Genomic DNA, 19353 nt, shown 5'->3' on the forward strand with positions numbered 1-19353 from the left:
GTTTTGCATAAGGTGGGTTTTATGCGATTGCTTCACACCTCAGACTGGCATTTGGGCCGCACCTTCCACGGCGCTTCTCTGCTTGAATCCCAACGGGCGGTCCTCCAGGAGATCATCGACATCACCCGCGAGCGGAACATCGACGCGGTGCTGATTGCCGGGGACATCTACGACCGGGCGCTGCCCCACGTGGATGCGGTGAAGCTGTGCAACTGGGCGCTGCGCGAGCTGGCCGGCACCGGGGCGCGGATCATCATGACCAGCGGCAACCACGACTCCGCCTCGCGGCTGAACTTCGGCGCGGACCTGCTGGACGCCGCCGGGGTGCACATCATCGCGGATCTCGAGCGCATGCTGCAGCCGGCGGTGCTCGACGCGCCGGACCACCGGGTGGCGATCTACGGCATTCCGTACCTGGAGCCGCGGATGGTCATGGACCAGCTGGGCGTGCAGAAGGCCACCCACCAGGCGGTGGTGGCCGCTGCCATCACCCGCATCGACGAGCACCTCGAACAGCTGCGCGCCGAGGGCACCGCGGTGGTCTGCGTGTCGCTGGCCCACCTGTTCGCCGCCGGGGGAGTCGGCAGCGATTCGGAACGCGAACTGAGCACCGGCAACCTGGACGTGGTCCAGGTGGAGCTGTTCGAGCACTTCGACTATTCGGCCCTGGGCCACCTGCACGGCCGCCAGCAGGTGCGCGAGCATGTGCGCTACTCGGGCTCGCCGCTGGCCTATTCCTTTTCCGAGGCGAACCACAAGAAGGGCGTGTGGATTATCGAAACCGGCCCGCAGGGGATTGCCGGCATCGAGGAGGTGCTGCTGGGTGTCCCGAAGCAGCTGGTGATCCTGCGCGGCGAGCTGCAGCAGCTGCTGGCGGACCCCGAGCTGGAATACGCGGTGGACGCCTGGTGCCAGGTCACGCTCACCGACCCGGAACGCCCTGCCGACGCCATGCAGGCGGTCCGCGGCCGCTTCCCGGACACCGTGGTGCTGAACTTCGACCCGCAGGGAATCGAGGACAAGGACAAGCCGACCAGCTACGCCGAACGGCTGGCCAAGGCAGCCAGCACCGAGGAGGTTGTTCAGGACTTCATCGAGCACGTACGCGAACGCGCCGCCGATGAAGCCGAACGCGACATCCTCCAGTCAGTCATCCAGCGCACCCGAGAGGCACAGGTCAGCCGATGAGAATCCACAAGCTGCAGATCCAGGCGTTCGGCCCGTTCGCCGAAACCGAGGTGGTCGACTTCGACGAGCTCGCCGAGGGCGGGCTGTTCCTGCTCGACGGACCCACCGGCGCCGGCAAGTCCAGCATCCTGGATGCCATCTGCTATGCGCTCTACGGCTCGCTGCCCGGCAACCGCACCGGCAGCCGCCAGATCCGCTCGGACCACGCCGCCGCCGGGCTTGAACCGCAGGTGGTCTGCGAACTGACCATTGGCAACCGCCGCTTCGAGGTGACCCGCTCCCCGGCGTGGATGCGCCCGGCCAAGCGCGGCAAGAACAAGGTCACCGAGCAGAAGGCAGTGAGCCTGCTGCGCGAATTCACCGGCGGCGCCTGGGAACAGCTCTCCACCCGCAACGACGAGGTCGGGCAGGTGCTCGGCGGGCTGCTGGGACTTGACCGCGACCAGTTCACCAAGGTCGTGATGCTGCCGCAGGGCGGCTTCGCAGATTTCCTGCGCGCGAAGGCCAAGGACCGCGAGGACCTGCTGGCCAACCTCTTCGACACCAGCGACTATGCCGCCATCGAGGTCGAATTCGCCGCACGCCTGGCCGCCGAGCGTCAGAAGACCGAGGCGCTGGAATCGACGCTGGCCGCCAGCGAGAATGCGATCCGCGCCGACGCCACTGGCTTCCTGGCCGTCCATGAGGTTCTCGAACCGGTTGCACAAACGGGTGGCGGCGCCGAGCCCGCCGTGGACATCGCGGAGGAAATCGGGGACGACCCGGCCGCCGAGGCAATCGGCGTGGAGCAGGAATTCGAGGCCTACCAGCAGCGGATCGTGCGAACCCACCACCGGCTCGCCGACGCCGCAGGCCAGCTGCGCACCAAGCTGTCCGCCGCGCGGGAGCGTTCGGCCAACCTGGCCGAGCAGGTCCGGGTGTTCGCCCGCCGGCAGGAGCTGGCGCAGCTGAAGGCGGCCTATGCCGAACAGCATCCGGCCGCGGAAGCCGCCGGGGAGAAACTCGACCGCGATGCCCGGGCCGTTGCCGTCAAGGCCTACAAGGAGCAGGCCGACCAGGCCGCGCAGAAGCACCGGGCCACGGCCGCTGCCTGGCGCGAGATCCAGGCCAAGCTTGCCAAGGAATGGGATGTCACCGGCCAGGCCGACGCCGACACCCAGCAGCGGCTGGCCAAGCTGCTCAAGAACAACGAAGCGGAGCTGACCCGGGCTAAGGACGCGGCCGCTGAGGAGGCCGGCCGTGCCGGGCTCGTGTCCAAGCTCGACGCGCTCACCGCCCAGGTCGCCGCCCAGCAGAGCGCCAAAACCGCAGCCGATCAGCAGCTTGCCGTCTTGCGCGCCGAACGCTCAGCTCTGGAAGAACAGGATTTGGACCAGGAATCCGCGGCCGCGCTGGTGCAGCAGCTGCGCGAATCCACCCAGCTGCTGGCCAGCCGTCTGGAGCATGCGAAGACCCGCGACAAGCTGGAAAAGACCGTGGCAACGGCCGAATCGGACTTCGCCGCACAAAGCCTGAAAGTTGTCGAGGCTGAAAAGTCGCTGGTTGCGCTGCAGCGCCAGCAGCTGGAACAGAGTGCCCTGCGCTTGGCCGCGGCGTTGGAAGACGGCCAGGCCTGCCTGGTCTGCGGCGCCACCGAGCATCCGAACCCCGCCCAGGCCGATGCCGGGGCGGAGCTGGTCGACGACGAGCAGATCCAGCGGCTGGACGACGCAGTCCGCGCCGAACGCGCCACACTGGATGCGGCCACCAGCAAACGAGACATCGCCGTCACCAAGTTCGAGGCCGCCAGCGAAGCGGCCGCCGGGCAGCCCGTCGACGTGCTCGGCGAGCAACTGGCCGCCGGCGCCAAGCAGCTGGAGACCGCCGAGCAGGAACAGGCCCGGATCGCCGCGGTGATCAAAAAAATCGATCAGCTGCGCACCCGGATCGAATCGGAAGCGGAGCGCGCCACGCAGGCAGCGGTGGAGCATGCAGCCGCGGTGAAGGCCGCCGAGGCGCTGGCCGAGAAGCTTGCGGACCTGGATGCCAAGCTGGAGAAGGTCCGCCAGGGCCAAGACAGCCTGGAGCAGCTGGTCGACAAGCTGCAGCGGGCCGTGGCCGACTACACCCGGGGGCACAACGCCGTCTACCACTATCGCGAGGCCGATGCGGCGGCGCTGAAGGCGGAGAACACCTGGCACACCGAGCGCAAGGCCGCAGGCTTCCCGGATCAGGCCGCCCACGAGGCCGCGCTGCTTCCTCAGGCCGAGCGCGCACAGCTGCGCGCGCTGGCCGCAGCGGATGCCGACCGGGCCAGCTCCATCACCACCCTGGAAGCCTCGGAGGACTGCCGTCGCGCCGCGAAGCTGGCCGCCGAGGGCATCGAGCCTCCCACCGAACTGGATCTCGAACTGGCCGCCGAGTCGGTGGCCCAGGCGGATGCCGATTTCGAGCAGGCCCGCGAGCGCGAAGTGCTGGCGCAGAGCACCGCCACCCGGCACGAGCAGTCGGTGGCGGCGCTGGAGGCGCTGAGGGCGGATTCAGGGCCGGTGATCGAGGCCTACCGGCGGCTTCGCGGGCTGGCCGACGTCATCCGCGGCGGGGGAGAAAACCTCTACAAGATGACGCTGAGCACCTACGTGCTCGCCGCGCGCCTGGAGGAGGTAGCAGTGGCCGCCTCCCAGCGCCTGGATGTCATGTCCGGCGGGCGCTACTCGCTGCACCACGACGACTCCAAGCAGGGCAACAACAAGTCGGGGCTCGGCCTGCGCGTGCTGGATGCCTGGACCGGCAAGCACCGCGAAACCCAGACGCTCTCGGGCGGCGAGACCTTCATGGCCTCGCTGGCCCTCGCCCTGGGGCTGGCCGACGTCATCTCGCACCACTCCGGCGCGGTTGACATGCAGACCTTGTTCGTGGACGAGGGCTTCGGCTCGCTGGACGCCGAGACCCTGGAGCAGGTCATGAGCGCGCTGGAGAACCTGCGCGCCGGCGGGCGGACCATCGGCCTGGTCTCGCACGTGGCGGAGATGAAGCAGCGGATCACCAACCGGGTGACGGTGGTGAAGACCCAGCATGGTTCGCGCATCGAACGCGAGGTGCAGCCGCTGGTGTCCATCTAGAACTGGACATGTCCGGTGGGGCTGGCTATGTTGAGGATAGTGCCAATCGGCATATTTGGGCAGATTGTGCGTCGGGGGGTGTGGGACGACGCACGCTTCGTCATGGAGTTGTGTTGTCTCAACATATCTTGTCGCGCGAAAATGCTGAGGAATCCGCGATGAAATCCGGATATTCGGCGCTGGTCCCCATGGTGGGACTGCCATACATTCCGCTGACCTTCCTGGCCCGCCTTCCGCTGGCCATGCTCACCATCGGTTCGATGACCTTGGTCACCGCCAACACCGGTTCCTACGGCCTCGGCGGCCTGGCCGCTGCGATGGTCGGGCTCGGCTCGGCCGTGGGCGGGCCGAGCATCGGCTACCTGGCCGACCGGCGCGGACAGCGTCCGGTGCTGCTGGCCGCCGCGGTGCTGCACACCATCTTGCTGGTCACCTTCACGTTGTTCGCCAATTCCGGCTCCGAGCTCGCGGTCGGAACCCTGGTCGCCCTGAGCCTGCTGGCCGGAGCCACCGGTCCGCAGGTCGGCCCGATGTCCAGGGTCCGCTGGATCGCCATGTCCCGCAGGCAGAACCAGAAACCCAAGACGCTGACCGCCGCCTTGAGCCTGGAATCCATGCTCGACGAGCTCGGCTTCGTGTTCGGACCGGTGGCGGTCGGCCTGCTGGCCTCGCTGGTCTCCCCGGTGCTTCCGCTGTATCTGGCCGCCGCGCTGACCATCGTGCTCGTGCCGCTGTTCGCCATGCACCGCACCGCCGGGGGTCTGCAGCCGGGAGCCGCCGCCCATTCCGCCGCCAAGGTGAAGATCACCGCGGGACAGGTGGCCGCGATCGGTTCGCTGGTGCTGAGCATGATCGCGCTGGGCACCGTCTTCGGTTCAACCGCCGCCGGCACCCTGGCCTTCGCCGGGGCGCAGGGCGACTCGAACCAGGGCGGCCTGCTCTACGGCGCCATGGGCGTCTCCAGCGCCATCGCCGCGATTTCCGTCGCCGCCTGGCCGCAGGGCTTCAGCCAGATCAGCCGTTGGATCGCCTGCGGCGCCGCGCTGAGCGTGCTCAGCTTCGGGCTGCACGTGGCCGATTCGACCCCCTGGATGCTGGCCGCGTTGTTCGTGGCAGGCTTCGCGGTGGGCCCGGTGATCGTGACCGTGATGACCCTTGGCGGCGAGGTCGCGCCGCCGCAGCGACTGTCCACCGTGATGACCATGCTCTCGGCGGGCATCGTCGTGGGCACCGCCATCGGCAACGGACTGGCAGGCCTGCTGGCCGACTCGCTGGGCTACCTCGGAGCATTCTGGGTCGCCACCGGGGGAGCCTTCGTGATCCTGCTGGCCGGCGTGATCATGAAGGTCCTCGCCTCCCGGGCCGCCTCCCTGAAGCGCGTCCGCTAGGACCTGCAGCTTCACGCACGAACCCGCCGATGGAATTTCCGGATTCCATCGGCGGGTTTGTTTTTCGCGCTCGTATTTCAGCCAGCGTGTCCAGCCGGCTGGCGCTTAGCTGCCCAGCTCCTCGGCGATGTTCAGCGCTGCTTCCTTCAGTGCGCGGATCACGCTGTTCCGGTCGGTGACGGTGCTGGCCGCGAATACCACTGCGAGCGACGCCGGGGTGGTGAGCGGGCTGGGGATCGGCACGGCGATGGACGCAACGCCTTGGATGACCTCGTTCTCGCTCGTGGCGTATCCGTCGATCCGGGCTTCGCGCGCCTGCGCCCGGTATTCGATCTTTGTATCCAGCGCCTGCCACTGTTCCTTGGTGTACATAGACTGGATGGCGATGCCTGCGGCGCCGACGTCCATGCCGTGCACGGATCCGGGCCGGTGCACGATGGCGCTGTGCGAATGCAGCGGTTCCACGGATTGCAGCGTGGTGCACAAATCGTGTTCCCACACCGCGAGGAACGCGGTCATGGAGAGCTTGTTGGCCAGCGTGGTCAGTTCGGGCGTCGCCGCGGCCTGCAGATCGCGCTGCACCGAACGAGCCAGCACGGCAAGTCCGGAGGCGGGTCGGATAAGCCCGGCCTCGTCCCGGCTCAGCAACCGGTGGTTTTCCAGCGTCCGGATAATGCGGTAGGCGATCGAGCGGTGCACTTCGAGCTCGGCGGCGACCTCGGCGATGGACAGGTAGGTCGATGAGGCGGCGACGATTTCCAGCACGCGAATGCCTCGGGAAAGTGTCTGTGAAGTTGGCATGTCGATAGTCATTCTGGCGCGGGGCGGACCAGGGACAGGGCCGGGCACCGTTGGTTCGAGCGAATGGGGATTCTGGTCCTCGTGTTCTCTATTAGAACAGATTGTCCGGACGGTGCGGTAATTTCGCGGGTAACCCGGGGATTTATCGTGACCCGGACCTCGCTGCCATGAAATATGCATCACTCCATGTTGTGAGGTGATTCACTTGTCGTTTATAGTGTTGTCTACGTAACTGTCCGAACGGTCGGTAACTTAATTCGCATCAAGGGATCATTCACTATGTCTCAGAACGTTTCGCGCACTCAGGAGGAGCGCCGGGTCCTTGCCGGCACCCTGGTGGGCACCACGATCGAGTGGTACGACTTCTTCATCTTCGCCCAGCTGACGGCAACGCTGCTGACTCCGCTGTTCCTCGCCCCGCTGGGCGAATCGAACCCGGGTCTGGCACAGATTCTCTCCTTCGCCATGATCGGCATTTCCTTCTTCTTCCGCCCGCTGGGCGCCATCGTCGCCGGACACCTCGGTGACCGCTACGGACGCAAGCGCATTCTGGTCCTGACACTGATCCTGATGGGTGTAGCCACCGCGTTGATCGGTGTGCTGCCGACCTACGCTGCCGTGGGCATCGCGGCACCGATCATGCTCGTGGCGCTGCGCATCATCCAGGGCTTCTCGGCCGGCGGCGAGTGGGGCGGCGCGGCCCTGATGGCCGTTGAGCACGCCCCGAATAACCGTCGTGGCTACTTCGGTGCCTTCCCGCAGATCGGTGTGCCCCTGGGCATGATCCTGGCGACCGGTCTGCTGTACGTCCTGCGCATTTCGATGACTCCCGAGCAGTTCCAGGCATGGGGCTGGCGCATCCCGTTCCTGATGTCCGTCGTGCTGATCATCGTCGGCTACATGATCCGCCGCGCGGTGGAGGAATCCCCGATCTTCAAGCAGATGGCACTGCGCAAGGCTTCGGAGCACACCCCGCTGAAGGAGCTCATGCGGAGCAACTTCAAGCAGGTGATCCAGGCCGCACTGATCTTCATCTCGAACAACGCCGCCGGCTACCTGGTGATCGCGTTCTTCATCTCCTACACCACGTCCGTGCTGAAGATGCCGGTCGCGCCGGTCCTGCTTGCGACCACCATCGGCTCGTTCGGCTGGCTGATCTTCACCTTGGTTGGCGGTTGGCTGTCCGACGTCATCGGCCGCCGCGCGACATTTGTGATCGGCTACGCGCTGGTGTTCGTCTGGATGATCCCGATGTTCCTGCTCGTGAATACCGGCAACATCATGCTCTACGGCGTGGCGGTCTTCGTATTGACCATCGGTCTGGGCCTGTCCTACGGGCCGCAGTCGGCCATGTACGCCGAGATGTTCCCGGCGCACATCCGCTACTCGGGCATCTCCATTGGCTACGCGCTGGGTGCGATCCTCGGCGGCGCGTTCGCTGCCACCGTGGCGCAGATCCTGCTCGAAGCCACCGGCAACTCGATCTCCATCGCCATCTACATCATGGTGCTGACCATCATCTCGGTGGCGGCTGTGCTGTGGGTCGGCGAGACCCGCGGGCGCAACCTGCACGTGGAGGACATCGACGAGGAGCTGGCGGCCGCGGCCGCCCACGAGGCAGAGGTCGAGCGCAAGCACCACTCGAACTAGTCTCAGCCGCCGATGCCGGCGCAGCTATCCAAGGCCCAGGCGGCCCGCGTTCGACGCGGGCCGCCTGGCCCTTTTCGGGACGTAAACCTGGGAGCAGATAGGGCTGCTTCCAGGAGTGGCTAATGGTCGGCCGGCGGCCGGCTGGTGGAGTTGCGTACGATCAGTTCGTGGCCCAGCGTGTGGGCCCGTGCTGGTTCCTCCTTGCGGATGGCGCGCAGCAGCATCGCAACGGCGAGTTCACCCTGCTCGTGCGGAAGCTGCCGGATGGTGGTCAGTCCGAAGAACTCGGCCAGTTCGTGGTCGTCCACGCCGACCACCGAAAGCTCGCGGGGCAACTGCATCCCCAGATCCCTGGCAGCTAGGATGGCGCCGATAGCCATTTCGTCGCTGGCTGCGAAGATGGCGGTGGGACGGGCATCCGGGTTTCCCAGCAGCTGCTTGGCCACCGTGTATCCCTGGGCCATCGTGAAGTCTGCGCCGACGCACAGAGCCTCATCGAGGTCGATGCCAGCTTCGGCCAGCGCACGTTCGTAGCCGATGCGCCGGTGGGAAGGGACACGGAAATCCACATCGGTTTCCGATGAACCACCGATGTAGCCCACCCGGGTGTGCCCCAGGGACAGCAGGTGCGCAGTGCCCAGCGCGGATACCGCTTCGTCGTCCACCTGCAACGTCGGGACACCCGGCAGCGGACCACCTACTCCGACCAGCGGCTTGTCCAGTGCGTGCAGGGCCACCACTTCGGTCTCGCTGAGTTCGACGTTCACTGCGATAACTGCGTCGACCCGTTGGCGCTGCAGGAAATCGGAGAAGATCTGGTGCCGCTGTGCGGGATCCTTGGTCAGCTGGTAGAGCGTGGTGTCGTAGCCCTCGCGCATCAGGGCCGTGCAGATGCCCTCCAGCACGCTGGCGTAGAACCAGTGGTTGATTACCGGTACCAGCACGCCGATGTTCCGGGTGCGCCCGGAGGCCAACCCCGAGGCGGTGGAAGATACCACGTACCCCAGATCGTGGGCGGCCTGCTGGACCGCGGCCAGCGCGCTAGGGGAAACGTTGCCGCGTCCGGAAAGCGCGCGCGAAACGGTCGCCACGGAGACGCCCGCGGCTCGGGCTACGTCCTTGATGCCGGCCAAGAAATTCCTTCCGACACAGTGGTGGATGAAAATACAATATAGGTTTGACTGGGCGCGACGGAACCGGGAAGGCCAGTCGCGCCCTGTTCACCAGACTACCTGCTGGGGCGATCAGCCGCGTAACCATACAGTGGATTCCGCTGCGATCTGCCGTTCCGACGGCTGAGGTGCGCTGGAGGCGATGACGGTCAAGTCTATGGTGCAGGCAGGCAGCTCGCGCTCGGAGCCTGCGAAGCTGGAGACCACCACCACGTCATTGTTCTTGAAGGCCAGAACGTCGGGGTCGCCGGTGTCCAGCCATTCCAGTGTCCCCAGCCCCAGATCGTGATTGCGGCGCAGTCGGAGCAGAGATATGTAGAGGTTCAGGGTGGAGTCGGGGGTCGCGCTTTGAACGTCCCGGGCGTAGTCTTCCCACCCCGCGGGCTGCGGCAGCCAGCTGTTTCCAGTAGGGGAGAAGCCCGCAGCGGGTGCTCCTGTTTCCCACGGAATCGGCACCCTGCACCCGTCCCTGCCGTAGCGTTTGCCGTTGGTGCGGAACCACGTGGGGTCCTGGCGCGCCTCGTCGGGCAGCTCGACGACTTCCGGGAGCCCGAGTTCCTCGCCCTGGTACAAGTAGGCTCCGCCGGGCAACGCGAGCATCAGCGTGCTGGCGGAACGGGCGCGGCGCAGGCCGATGGCGGGATCCGGGAGGTTCGGTGTCAGTGGGCCTATGCCCTCGCCTTGGGGATTGTCCTCAGTTAGCGCGAGCCTAGTTGCATGGCGGACCACGTCGTGGTTCGACAGCACCCAGGTGCTCGGTGCGCCGACTGCTGCGAACTCCTGCAGCGATTCGTCGATCGTCGCGCGGATTTGAGCGGCGTTGAAGCTACAGGACAAGTACGGGAAATTGAAGGCCTGGTGCATTTCGTCGGAACGAACCCATTTGGCCATCAGGGATAACGGGCTGACCCAGGCTTCCGCGCAGAGCACGCGATCACCTTCGTATTCATCCAGCACCTTGCGCCAGTCGCGGTAGATTTCATGCACGCCATCTTGGCCCCACCACGGGGCCAGCTCCTCGGTGCCGCCCATCGACGCAGCGGCCGGGTCTACCACGTAATCCGGCAGCCCATCGGATTTGATCAGTCCATGGGCTACATCCACCCGGAAGCCGTCCGTTCCGCGGTCCAGCCAGAACCGCAGCACGTCGCGGAACATCTCCCGGACCTCATCGTTGTGCCAGTTGAAGTCCGGCTGCGAAGAATCAAAGATGTGCAGATAATATTGCCCCGGGGTGCCATCTGGGTTGACTGTCTGCGTCCACATGGGACCGCCAAATACCGATTCCCAGTTGTTCGGAAGCCCCGCATCCGGCGCATCGTGGAAAATGAAACGTTCACGCTCCGGGGACCCCGGTGCGGAGGCTAACGCTTTCTGGAACCACGGATGCTGATCCGAACAGTGATTCGGCACCAGATCCACGATGACGCGCAGCCCCAGCTCGTGGGCGTGGGCAATCATGGCATCGAAGTCTTCCAGCGTCCCGAACAGGGGATCCACATCGCAGTAGTCGGAGACATCGTAGCCGGCGTCTTTCTGGGGGGATTTGAAGAAGGGGGACAGCCAAATGGCATCGACCCCGAGGTCTGCCAAGGATTGCAGCCGTGCAGTGATTCCTGGTAGATCACCCATGCCGTCGCCGTTCGCATCAGCGAAGGAGCGCGGATAGATCTGGTAGATCACCGAAGAGCGCCACCAATCGGTAGCCGCCTCGGGCTCTCGGGTCTCTGCGAGGGAGCGGATTTCAGTCATGACGGTAACCATAAACGAATTTTCGGCATATGTAAACGCTTACATTATCGGCCTAGTAGACGCCGCTAGGTGTTGCCTGTTTTGGGGAATCTGGCGCGAAAATGACTGATTTACATGAATTTCTTGTCAAAAAGCATGATCTATGCCACTCTGGAAACGCTTACATTCGAGTTGTCACTCGCACTCGAAAGAACCGACCGGCCCATACCGCGGTGACTCGCAGTCGATCCGGTCCTCTGGACAAAGTTGTCACGAAAGGACACCCCCATGATGGTGAACAAGCGCTCCCTTCTTCTGGGTGGGGCGGTGACCGCAATTGCGGCGCTATCCCTGACCGCCTGCGGTGGTTCGAACAGTTCAACCCCGCAGCCTTCGGAAACGGCTGCGCAGTCCTCGCCGGCCGCCGCCGAAGCAGGATCGCTGACCGTGTGGGTCGATGCCAACCGCGAGCCGGTCCTGAAGGATGCCGCAGCGGATTTCCAGGCCAAATCGGGCGTCAAGGTCGATCTGGTGATCAAGGACTTCTCCAAGATCCAGGAAGACTTCCTCAAGCAGGTACCAACCGGCAAGGGCCCGGACATCACCATCGGTGCCCACGACTGGCTGGGCAACCTCGTCAACAACGGCGTAGTCCAGCCGGTCGAGCTTGGCGACAAGAGCGCGGACTTCCAGGATGTCGCCATGGACGCGATGAGCTATGAGGGCAACACCTATGGCGTCCCGTACGCAACGGAGAACCTCGCACTGCTGCGCAACAAGGATCTCGCCGACAAGGCCCCGGCAACCTTCGACGAGATGATCGCCGAGGGAGAGAAGGCGGGCACCGAATTCCCGTTCCTGGTACAGGTATCGGAGCTGGGCGACCCGTTCCACGCCTACCCATTCCAGACCTCCTTTGACGCTCCGGTGTTCGGAACCGATGAAAACGGCGCCTACGACGCCAGCGACCTGCAGATCGGCAACGAGGGCGGCCTGGAGTTCGCCCAGTGGCTCGCCGACCAGGGCGAAGCGGGAACCTTGAAGACCTCCGTGGACGCTGACATCGCCAAGGAGAAGTTCATTTCCGGCGATTCGCCCTTCCTGCTGACCGGCCCGTGGAACGTGGAAGCGGCCGAAGACGCCAAGATCGACCTGGCCATCGACCCGATCCCAAGCGCCGGCGGCGACGAAGCACAGCCATTCGTGGCAGTCCAGGGCTTCTTCGTCTCCTCCAAGACCGAGAACCTGCTGGCAGCAACGGAGTTCCTGACCAATTACATCGGCACCGCCGAGGTCCAGACCAAGCTCTACGAAGTGGGCAACCGTCCGCCGGCCAACAAGGAAGCCTTCGAGGCGGCCAAGTCCGATGAGACCATCGCGGCCTTCGGCGCGGTCGGCGAAGACGGCGTTCCGATGCCGAACATCCCTGAAATGGCAGCCGTGTGGGAATTCTGGGGCGTCGCCGAAGCAGAGATCATTTCCGGCAAGGCCGAACCGGCCAAGCGCTGGAAGCAGATGACCGCCGATATCGAAAAGTCCATCTCAAAGTAACACCGCCGCACGTGCGCGTGCCGGACGTGTCGGGGCGGCAATTTGCCGTCCCGACACGCGACCACATCCTCGGCACGGCCTACGCCGTACCGCAAGTTCGCCGACCTCCGACCCAGGAACAAGCCACAGATGTCACTGACCCACCAGAAGCCGCCGCACAGCAGCGAGCCTGAGCAGGCCGACGCGCTGTCCCCGGCCGCCAAGCGGCTGTCCACCGCAGCATCAACCTCCACCGGCTTGATCCTGGCCAAGATCGCGATGATCGGCATCGTGGACGCCACCGCCATATTCGCGCTGTTCACCGCGATCGGCCGCGAAGCCTGGGCGATCGCCGCGGTGGTCGCCGTGATCACCGCGGCCATCAACGTCGTGTATTTCAAGCGGGGCTGGCTGCCGGCCAAGTACCTGCTGCCGGGCACCATCTTCCTGCTGATTTTCCAGGTGTTCGTGATCGGCTACACCGGCTATATCGCCTTCACCAACTACGGTTCGGGCCACAACTCGGACAAGGACGACGCAGTCATGGCGCTGCTCCAGTCCAACCAGAGCCGCGTCCCGGACTCCCCGGGGCTGCCCGTGACGGTGCTGGATGACGGCGGTGAATTGTCGCTGCTGGTCGAGCGCGACGGGGTGCAGATGGCAGGCACCACGGAGCAGCCGCTGGAGCCGATCACCGCGGATGAGCTTGCCGGATACACGCAGCTCAGCTTCGCCGACCTGCTCGGCCGCCAGCAGGAAGTCACCTCCCTGGCGGTGCCGATGAGCGATGACCCGGCCCAGGGGTCGCTGCGCACCTCCGACGGGCGCACCGCCTACCAGTACACGTCGAACCTGGTCTACGACGAGGCCGCCGGAACCATGACGGACTCCACCACCTCGGTGGTCTACAGCGACACCGGCGTCGGCGCCTTCACCGCCCCGGACGGCACCCAGCTGATGCCCGGCTGGTCGATCAACGTGGGCTTCGACAACTTCGCCAAGGCCTTCACCGACTCCTCCATTCGCACCGCCTTGGGATCGGTGACCGCATGGACCTTCGCCTTCGCCCTGCTGTCGGTGGCCACCACCTTCTTCCTGGGCCTGTTCCTGGCGCTGGTTTTCAACGACCTGCGTATGAAGGGCCGCAAGATCTACCGAGTCATCTCGATCCTGCCCTATGCCTTCCCGGCGTTCCTGGGCGGCCTGGTCTGGGCAGGCATGCTCAACAAGGATTTCGGCTTCGTGAACCAGGTGCTCTTCGGCGGTGCGCCGATCCCATGGCTGACCGATCCGTGGTTGGCGAAGTTCTCCGTGCTCTGGGTCAACCTCTGGCTCGGCTTCCCCTACATGTTCCTGGTCTGCACCGGGGCGCTGCAGTCGATCCCGGATGAACTGGCCGAGGCGGCCAAGATCGACGGTGCCAAGCCGTTCCAGGTCTTCCGCCTGATCAAGCTCCCGCTGCTGCTGGTCTCTGTGGCCCCGCTGCTGATCAGCTCGTTCGCGTTCAACTTCAACAACTTCAACGTGATCTACATGCTCACCGAGGGAGGACCGCGGCTCGAAGGGGCAGGGCTCAACGTGGGCTCCACCGACATCCTGATCTCCATGGTCTACAAGGTCGCCTTCGTCGGCTCCCAGCGCGACTACGGCCTGGCCAGTGCATTCTCCATCATCATCTTCGTGCTGGTCTCCGTCATCGCGGTCATCAGCTTCAAGCAGACCAAGGCTCTGGAGGAGCTGAACTAATGTCGACGCAAACTCCCGTCCAGCAGCCCGCAGCACGCCGCAGCTTCGGAAAATGGTTCGCTACTACCGGTTGGCGCCACCTGATCGGCGTGGCGCTGTGCATCTACGCGGCGTTCCCGCTGCTCTACGTGCTCTCGGCGTCGCTGAACCCCAACGGAACGCTGCTCTCATCCAACGGGTTGTTCACCCAGCTCGGCCTGCAAAGCTATGTCGACCTGTTCCGCAACGAGCAGCGGCCCTTCGCCGCCTGGTTCGGAAACACCCTGCTCATCGGGTTGACCACCGCCGCCGCTTCGGTATTCCTCGGCGCACTGGCGGCCTACAGCTTCTCGCGCATGCGTTTCACCGGGCGCCGTTTCGGATTGGTCAGCCTGCTGGTCGTCCAGATCTTCCCGCAGCTGCTGGCAGTCGTGGCCATCTTCATCCTGCTGACCTCGCTGGGCGATGTGTACCCGGCCCTGGGGATCGACAACAAGATTGCACTAATCATGGTGTACCTGGGCGGAGCGCTCGGCGTGAACACCTACCTGATGTACGGATTCTTCAACACCATCCCGGTGGAGATCGACGAAGCCGCCAAGATCGACGGCGCCGGCCACGCCAGGATCTTCTTCACCATGATCCTGCGCCTGGTCGCACCGATCCTGGCCGTGGTGGGGCTGCTGTCATTCATTTCCAGCACGTCGGACTTCGTCATCGCCTCGGTTGTGCTCGTCTCGCCGGAAAACCAGACACTTGCGGTGGGACTGTACTCCTACGTGTCCGAGGAGTTCACTTCCAACTGGTCGGTGTTCGCCGCCGGGGCGGTACTGGCGGCGCTGCCGGTCATGGTGCTCTTCCTCTTCCTGCAGAAGTACATCGTGGGCGGTTTGACCGCCGGCGCGGGAAAATAGCGCGTCGCCCCCGTGCAGCTGGAGCGCGCCGCGCGAACCGCCAGACGATCGCCAACTCTCAGGCTGGCCACGTAAGCTGGATGGATGCAATCTCATCTGCCGCGGGCCGCGCGCAACTATCTTGAACAGCTGCGTCGGGAATTGAGTTTTCTTTCCGACGCCGAGCGCACCGAGATCCTTGCACATACCCGCGAACAGATATCCCGGCTACCCGGCAAGGGCCGGCGCAAGTCCGAACTGCTGCGCCGCCTGGGGGAGCCGGCTGCGGTCGCCGCCGGGTTCACCCCTACCGAACCAACGGTGCTGAAGGTCAGCAGCGGCCGCCAATTCCTGACCCGCATTCTGGCCTGGCCGATCTTCGCGCTGTCGGTGCTCACCGCCGCGCTGCTGGTGCTCGGTTCGCAATTTGTTGCGCTCGCCGAGCCGTTGTCCTTCGGCTACGTCGACGGCACGATCTTCGGCACCCTAGCCGAGCTGGAATTGTCGCTGGGCTCCGCGGTGATGATTTTCGCCTTCATCCCGGTGCTCTTCAGCCTGCTGCCGCTGGTTGTCCACGGAATTCCCGGCCTGGTCCTGCAGGTCATTGGAGCGTTGGCGACCACCGCCGCCTGCGTACTGGGACTGGCGAGCCTGGGCGCGTTCCTCCTCCCGCTGGCGGTGCTGCTCTGGGCGCAGGTGTTTACCCCGCTGCTGATGATGCGCGGATCCATGGCCAGCCCCGGTCCGGCCTGGCTGATCTGCGCTTCCGCGGCCCTGCTTGCGGCCATCGGCTACACGACCTACCGTGGCCTACAGGGCTTCACCGGGAATGCGTGGCTGATCCTTGTTCCGGCGGCGGCGCTTGCGGCCCTGGCGCTGCTGCTTCCGCTGCGGCGGCGCTGGAGCCACATCGCATTGATCGCCACCGGCCTGCTGGTCATGGTCGCGGGCTTCATCGCGGCGCTGCCGACCACCTACGAAGCGCCGCTGCTGTGGCCGTGGCTTGCCGGGGCGATGTCCTTCGCCGGCGGCCACCTGGCCCTGGCCGCCGGCATGTGGCATGAACGGGCGCGAAACCTGCTGGCGCTGTTGTAACCAGGGGTCGTTGCCGGATGATGGACGATGAACACCGTGAAAGGGTAGCCAGATGAGCGACGTGGATCGCACTGAAGACGATACTCCGGTGAAGCGGGGGCGGGGACGCCCGCGCAAGGACGCCTCCCAGGTTCCCATCACCAAGGAAGCCATCGCTTCCGAAGCGTTGAAGATCATCGGTTCCGAAGGCTTTACCGCGCTGACCATGAACGGCCTGGCGGGACGGTTCGGGGCCACCTCGCGGGCGTTGTACAACTACGTGAGCGACCGGCAGGAGGTCGTGAACATGGCGGTGGAGCTTTTCATCCGCAGCACGCCGCTGCTGGAGTTCGACCCGGTCAATTGGCGTGACACCGTGCGCAAGTTCTACCGGGTCAGCCGAGCGCTGTACCGCACCTATCCGCTGGTTGCGGTGGTTCCGATCTCCGAGCGCGTGGAGGTGGACGGCGGACCGCGCTACATCGAGATGATGGAACGGCTGCTGCGGTTCTACACGGACATGGGCTTCGAGATGCCGCAGGCGCTGACCCTGATCCGGGCGTTCAGCCGCGACATCATGTCATTTGCCCTGCAGGCGGACTACTTCCTGGACCGTGTCCCGGAAGGCCGGAACGACTACATCTCCCGTGTGGTGCCGCAGGCTTGGCTGGAGCGCTACCCGGAGGCCGAGGCCCCGCTGGTACGCGAATCCCTGAAACAGCCGCGCATGGACAGCGACGACCTGTTCGAAGAGCTGCTCCAGCTGCGCATCCTCTCCATCCAGGGAATGCTGGACGCGCTGCCAGCCGCTGACTGACCAGAGCAAACGCCAGCCCCGCAGCAGGTGCGGGGAATATCCCGGTGCCTCCGGACGCTATACCCAGCGCGTGCCATGAACCGCCCGGCGGCTTCGGCGCGCACCGAACCAGCTCCGCCAGCCGTTGTCCGAAAGTTGCCATGCCTGCCATCCAGCCCCCGCAAGACCCCCCGTTGGCTGCCGAGGTTGCGCCCGCCGCAGCCGCCATTCCGGCGCCTGGGGCGCTTTCGCCGGCCGGACGCTGGAAGCTGCTCGGTGTGCTGCTGGCCGTCATGTTCATGTCGCTGGTCTCGGTCAGCATCGTCAACGTGGTGCTTCCCTCGATCGAAACCACCCTGCAGGCCACCGAGGCCGACATGCAGTGGGTGCTCGCCGGCTACGCGCTGACCTTCGGCGTAGTGCTGGTAGCCGCCGGGCGTGCCGGGGACCTGCTGGGCCGCGGCATGATGTTCATCGCCGGCGTCGTGATCTTCACGCTGGCTTCCGTGCTGGCCGGGCTGGCCGCCGACCCGCTGATGCTGAACATCGCCCGCTTCGTCATGGGCGTCGGCTCCGGCCTGCTCAACCCGCAGGTCATGGGCCTGATCCAGCAGCATTTCACCGGCGCGGAACGCGGACGGGCCTACGGGCTGCTGGGCACGGTCATCGGATTCTCCGTGGCCATCGGCCCGGTGATGGGCGGGGCGCTGATCAACTGGCTGGGGGCCGAGGCAGGCTGGCGCTCCACGTTCCTGATCAACGTGCCGATCGGGATCATCGCGTTGCTGCTGGCAGTCATCTGGCTGCCGCGTCCGCTGTTCACCAAACCCTCCGGTCGGCTCGATCTGGATCCGGTGGGCGGGCTGCTGCTGGCGCTGGGCATCTTCGCCTTCCTCTTCCCGTTCGTGCAGGGTCGCGAGAACCCGTGGCTGTGGGCCCTGCTGCCGGTGGCGCTGCTGTTCATGCTGCTGTGGATCGCATGGGAGAAACGCTACAAGGCGCGCGGCGCGGCCCCGATGGTGGACCTGGCGCTGTTCAGGGTGCGCAGCTTCACCAACGGCACAGTAATCGCCGGCCTGTACTTCATGGGCGTGTCCAGCGTCTGGGTGCTGGTGGCAGTCTACACCCAGCAGGCGCTGGGCTTCAGCGCGCTGCAGGCAGGGCTGATCGCGCTGCCGGCGGCCTTGCTCTCGGCGCTCAGCTCGAACGTCGCCGGCCGCTACGTGATGACCGCCGGGCGCCGGCTGGTCATCGGCGGCACGCTCAGCGCGCTGTTCGGGCTGGTCGTCACGGTGGCCGTGGTCGAGCTGGAGGCGCGCGGGATCGTGAGCATCTGGTGGATGCTGCTCTCGCTGGCATTCATCGGCGCCGCCCAGGGCTTCATCATCTCCCCGAACCAGGCACTGACCCTGATGGAGGTACCCGTTCAGAACTCTGGCTCCGCCGGCGGGCTGATGCAGACCTCGCAGCGCGTGGGCACCGCCGTGGGCATCGCGGTCATCACCGCCGTGTTCTACGGCATGAACCAGGTTGTCGGCTACCCGCTGGCGATGACGCTGTCCTTCGCCGCCACGGGCCTGCTGGTGATCGCCACGCTCTGGGTCGCCGTGGCCGACTGGCGCCACGACCACCACGGAGCCCAGCCTCAATAGCAGGGCTGGCACCGCAGGCCGAAACGACGCTCCGGGTCTGCGATTGCACTGGTCAGCGCGCTAAGCGTGGCTTAAGCTGGAAGACATGAAACGACTTGCAGGATTGATGGCAGCAGGAGCGCTGGCGCTGAGCCTGGCCGCATGCGGATCGAGCAGCGGCCCGGCCGAACAGGCCCCGGCGAGTCTGGACGGCACCTGGGGCACGGAGGCCGAAGGCCAGCCGTGGCTGAACCTCGGCTCCGACGGCAAGATCAGCGGCAGCGACGGGTGCAACAACCTCATCGGCCAGTGGACCGAAAAGGACGGCACCGTGGACTTCGGCGCCATGGGCAGCACCCAGATGTACTGCGAGGGCGTCGATTCCTGGCTCGGCGGGGCCGCCACCGCCACGATCTCCGGCGACAAGATGACCTTCTCGGATGCCAAGGGCGACCAGATCGGCACGCTCACACGCAGCAAGTAGCCGGGCAGGGTCCATCTGGTCCCTAGCTGCTGCGGTATCCGGAAATCATGGGGCACTCGAACGGGTCGCGGCCCGAAAGCCCGACCTTGTTCAGGTAGGAGATGACCTGGGCGTAGGACTCGCGGACGCTGGCCACGGTGTAGGGGATCCGGTGCTCGGCGCAGTAGCTGCGCACGATCCTTGAAACCC

General features: G+C 65.5%; 14 protein-coding genes. 11 read left to right on the top strand and 3 right to left on the bottom strand.

All coding sequences use genetic code 11. The features are described 5' to 3' along the window. The first annotated feature begins 21 nt into the window (after nucleotides 1–21). The 3 genes from C1H84_RS17420 to C1H84_RS17430 all read left to right on the top strand — a co-directional run bounded on the left by C1H84_RS17420 (nucleotide 22) and on the right by C1H84_RS17430 (nucleotide 5677). The gene (locus tag C1H84_RS17420) at nucleotides 22–1188 is read left to right on the top strand and encodes an exonuclease SbcCD subunit D (RefSeq protein ID WP_113608141.1); all 1167 of its coding nucleotides are present in this window, start codon (nucleotides 22–24) and stop codon (nucleotides 1186–1188) included. Further along, a complete protein-coding gene (locus tag C1H84_RS17425) occupies nucleotides 1185–4289 on the top strand; it encodes an AAA family ATPase (RefSeq protein ID WP_113608142.1) in 3105 nt (1034 codons plus the stop codon). The genes C1H84_RS17420 and C1H84_RS17425 overlap by 4 nt, the downstream gene beginning before the upstream one ends. Before the next feature lie 158 nt (nucleotides 4290–4447). Then, complete coding sequence (locus C1H84_RS17430) at nucleotides 4448–5677, top strand: MFS transporter (RefSeq protein ID WP_231735969.1); 1230 nt, start codon at nucleotides 4448–4450, stop codon at nucleotides 5675–5677. A 105-nt stretch (nucleotides 5678–5782) separates the two neighbouring features. Here the strand turns inward: C1H84_RS17430 and C1H84_RS17435 are convergent, their stop codons facing one another. Then, nucleotides 5783–6478, bottom strand: a complete 696-nt coding sequence (locus tag C1H84_RS17435) for an IclR family transcriptional regulator (protein WP_113608143.1) — start codon at nucleotides 6476–6478, stop codon at nucleotides 5783–5785. A 279-nt stretch (nucleotides 6479–6757) separates the two neighbouring features. Between C1H84_RS17435 and C1H84_RS17440 the strand changes: the two genes are divergently transcribed. Further along, a complete protein-coding gene (locus C1H84_RS17440; RefSeq protein WP_053797810.1) occupies nucleotides 6758–8128 on the top strand; it encodes an MFS transporter in 1371 nt (456 codons plus the stop codon). A gap of 119 nt (nucleotides 8129–8247) precedes the next feature. On the opposite strand, the gene C1H84_RS17445 is transcribed toward C1H84_RS17440, so the two are convergent. After that, nucleotides 8248–9261 (bottom strand): LacI family DNA-binding transcriptional regulator, encoded by a 1014-nt coding sequence (locus tag C1H84_RS17445; protein ID WP_113608144.1) that lies wholly within the window; start codon nucleotides 9259–9261, stop codon nucleotides 8248–8250. 111 nt (nucleotides 9262–9372) lie between these two features. Continuing rightward, on the bottom strand, nucleotides 9373–11052 hold the full coding sequence (locus C1H84_RS17450; RefSeq protein WP_113608151.1) for a glycoside hydrolase family 13 protein: 1680 nt from the start codon (nucleotides 11050–11052) through the stop codon (nucleotides 9373–9375). Nucleotides 11053–11319: 267 nt separating this feature from the next. Here C1H84_RS17450 and C1H84_RS17455 point away from each other — a divergent pair, with 267 nt between their 5' ends. The 7 genes from C1H84_RS17455 to C1H84_RS17485 all read left to right on the top strand — a co-directional run bounded on the left by C1H84_RS17455 (nucleotide 11320) and on the right by C1H84_RS17485 (nucleotide 19164). Beyond that, nucleotides 11320–12582: a sugar ABC transporter substrate-binding protein gene (locus C1H84_RS17455; protein WP_113608145.1), complete on the top strand. Its 1263-nt coding sequence runs from the start codon at nucleotides 11320–11322 to the stop codon at nucleotides 12580–12582. Nucleotides 12583–12711: 129 nt separating this feature from the next. Continuing rightward, nucleotides 12712–14307 (top strand): ABC transporter permease subunit, encoded by a 1596-nt coding sequence (locus tag C1H84_RS17460; protein WP_053797813.1) that lies wholly within the window; start codon nucleotides 12712–12714, stop codon nucleotides 14305–14307. Further along, nucleotides 14307–15200, top strand: a complete 894-nt coding sequence (locus C1H84_RS17465) for a sugar ABC transporter permease (protein ID WP_053797814.1) — start codon at nucleotides 14307–14309, stop codon at nucleotides 15198–15200. Before C1H84_RS17460 ends, C1H84_RS17465 begins: the two co-directional genes overlap by 1 nt. An 84-nt stretch (nucleotides 15201–15284) precedes the next feature. After that, nucleotides 15285–16274 (top strand): HAAS signaling domain-containing protein, encoded by a 990-nt coding sequence (locus C1H84_RS17470; RefSeq protein ID WP_146956200.1) that lies wholly within the window; start codon nucleotides 15285–15287, stop codon nucleotides 16272–16274. A 52-nt stretch (nucleotides 16275–16326) separates the two neighbouring features. Beyond that, nucleotides 16327–17070 (top strand): TetR/AcrR family transcriptional regulator C-terminal domain-containing protein, encoded by a 744-nt coding sequence (locus tag C1H84_RS17475; protein ID WP_047118788.1) that lies wholly within the window; start codon nucleotides 16327–16329, stop codon nucleotides 17068–17070. Between the two features lie 173 nt (nucleotides 17071–17243). Further along, nucleotides 17244–18701, top strand: coding sequence for an MFS transporter (locus C1H84_RS17480; RefSeq protein ID WP_235359887.1), 1458 nt, complete (start codon nucleotides 17244–17246; stop codon nucleotides 18699–18701). 85 nt (nucleotides 18702–18786) lie between these two features. Continuing rightward, a complete protein-coding gene (locus tag C1H84_RS17485; RefSeq protein ID WP_113608147.1) occupies nucleotides 18787–19164 on the top strand; it encodes an META domain-containing protein in 378 nt (125 codons plus the stop codon). The last annotated feature ends 189 nt before the right edge of the window (nucleotides 19165–19353 follow it).

Source organism: Glutamicibacter soli (genome assembly GCF_003309065.1).
Taxonomy (GTDB): Bacteria; Actinomycetota; Actinomycetes; order Actinomycetales; family Micrococcaceae; genus Glutamicibacter; species Glutamicibacter soli.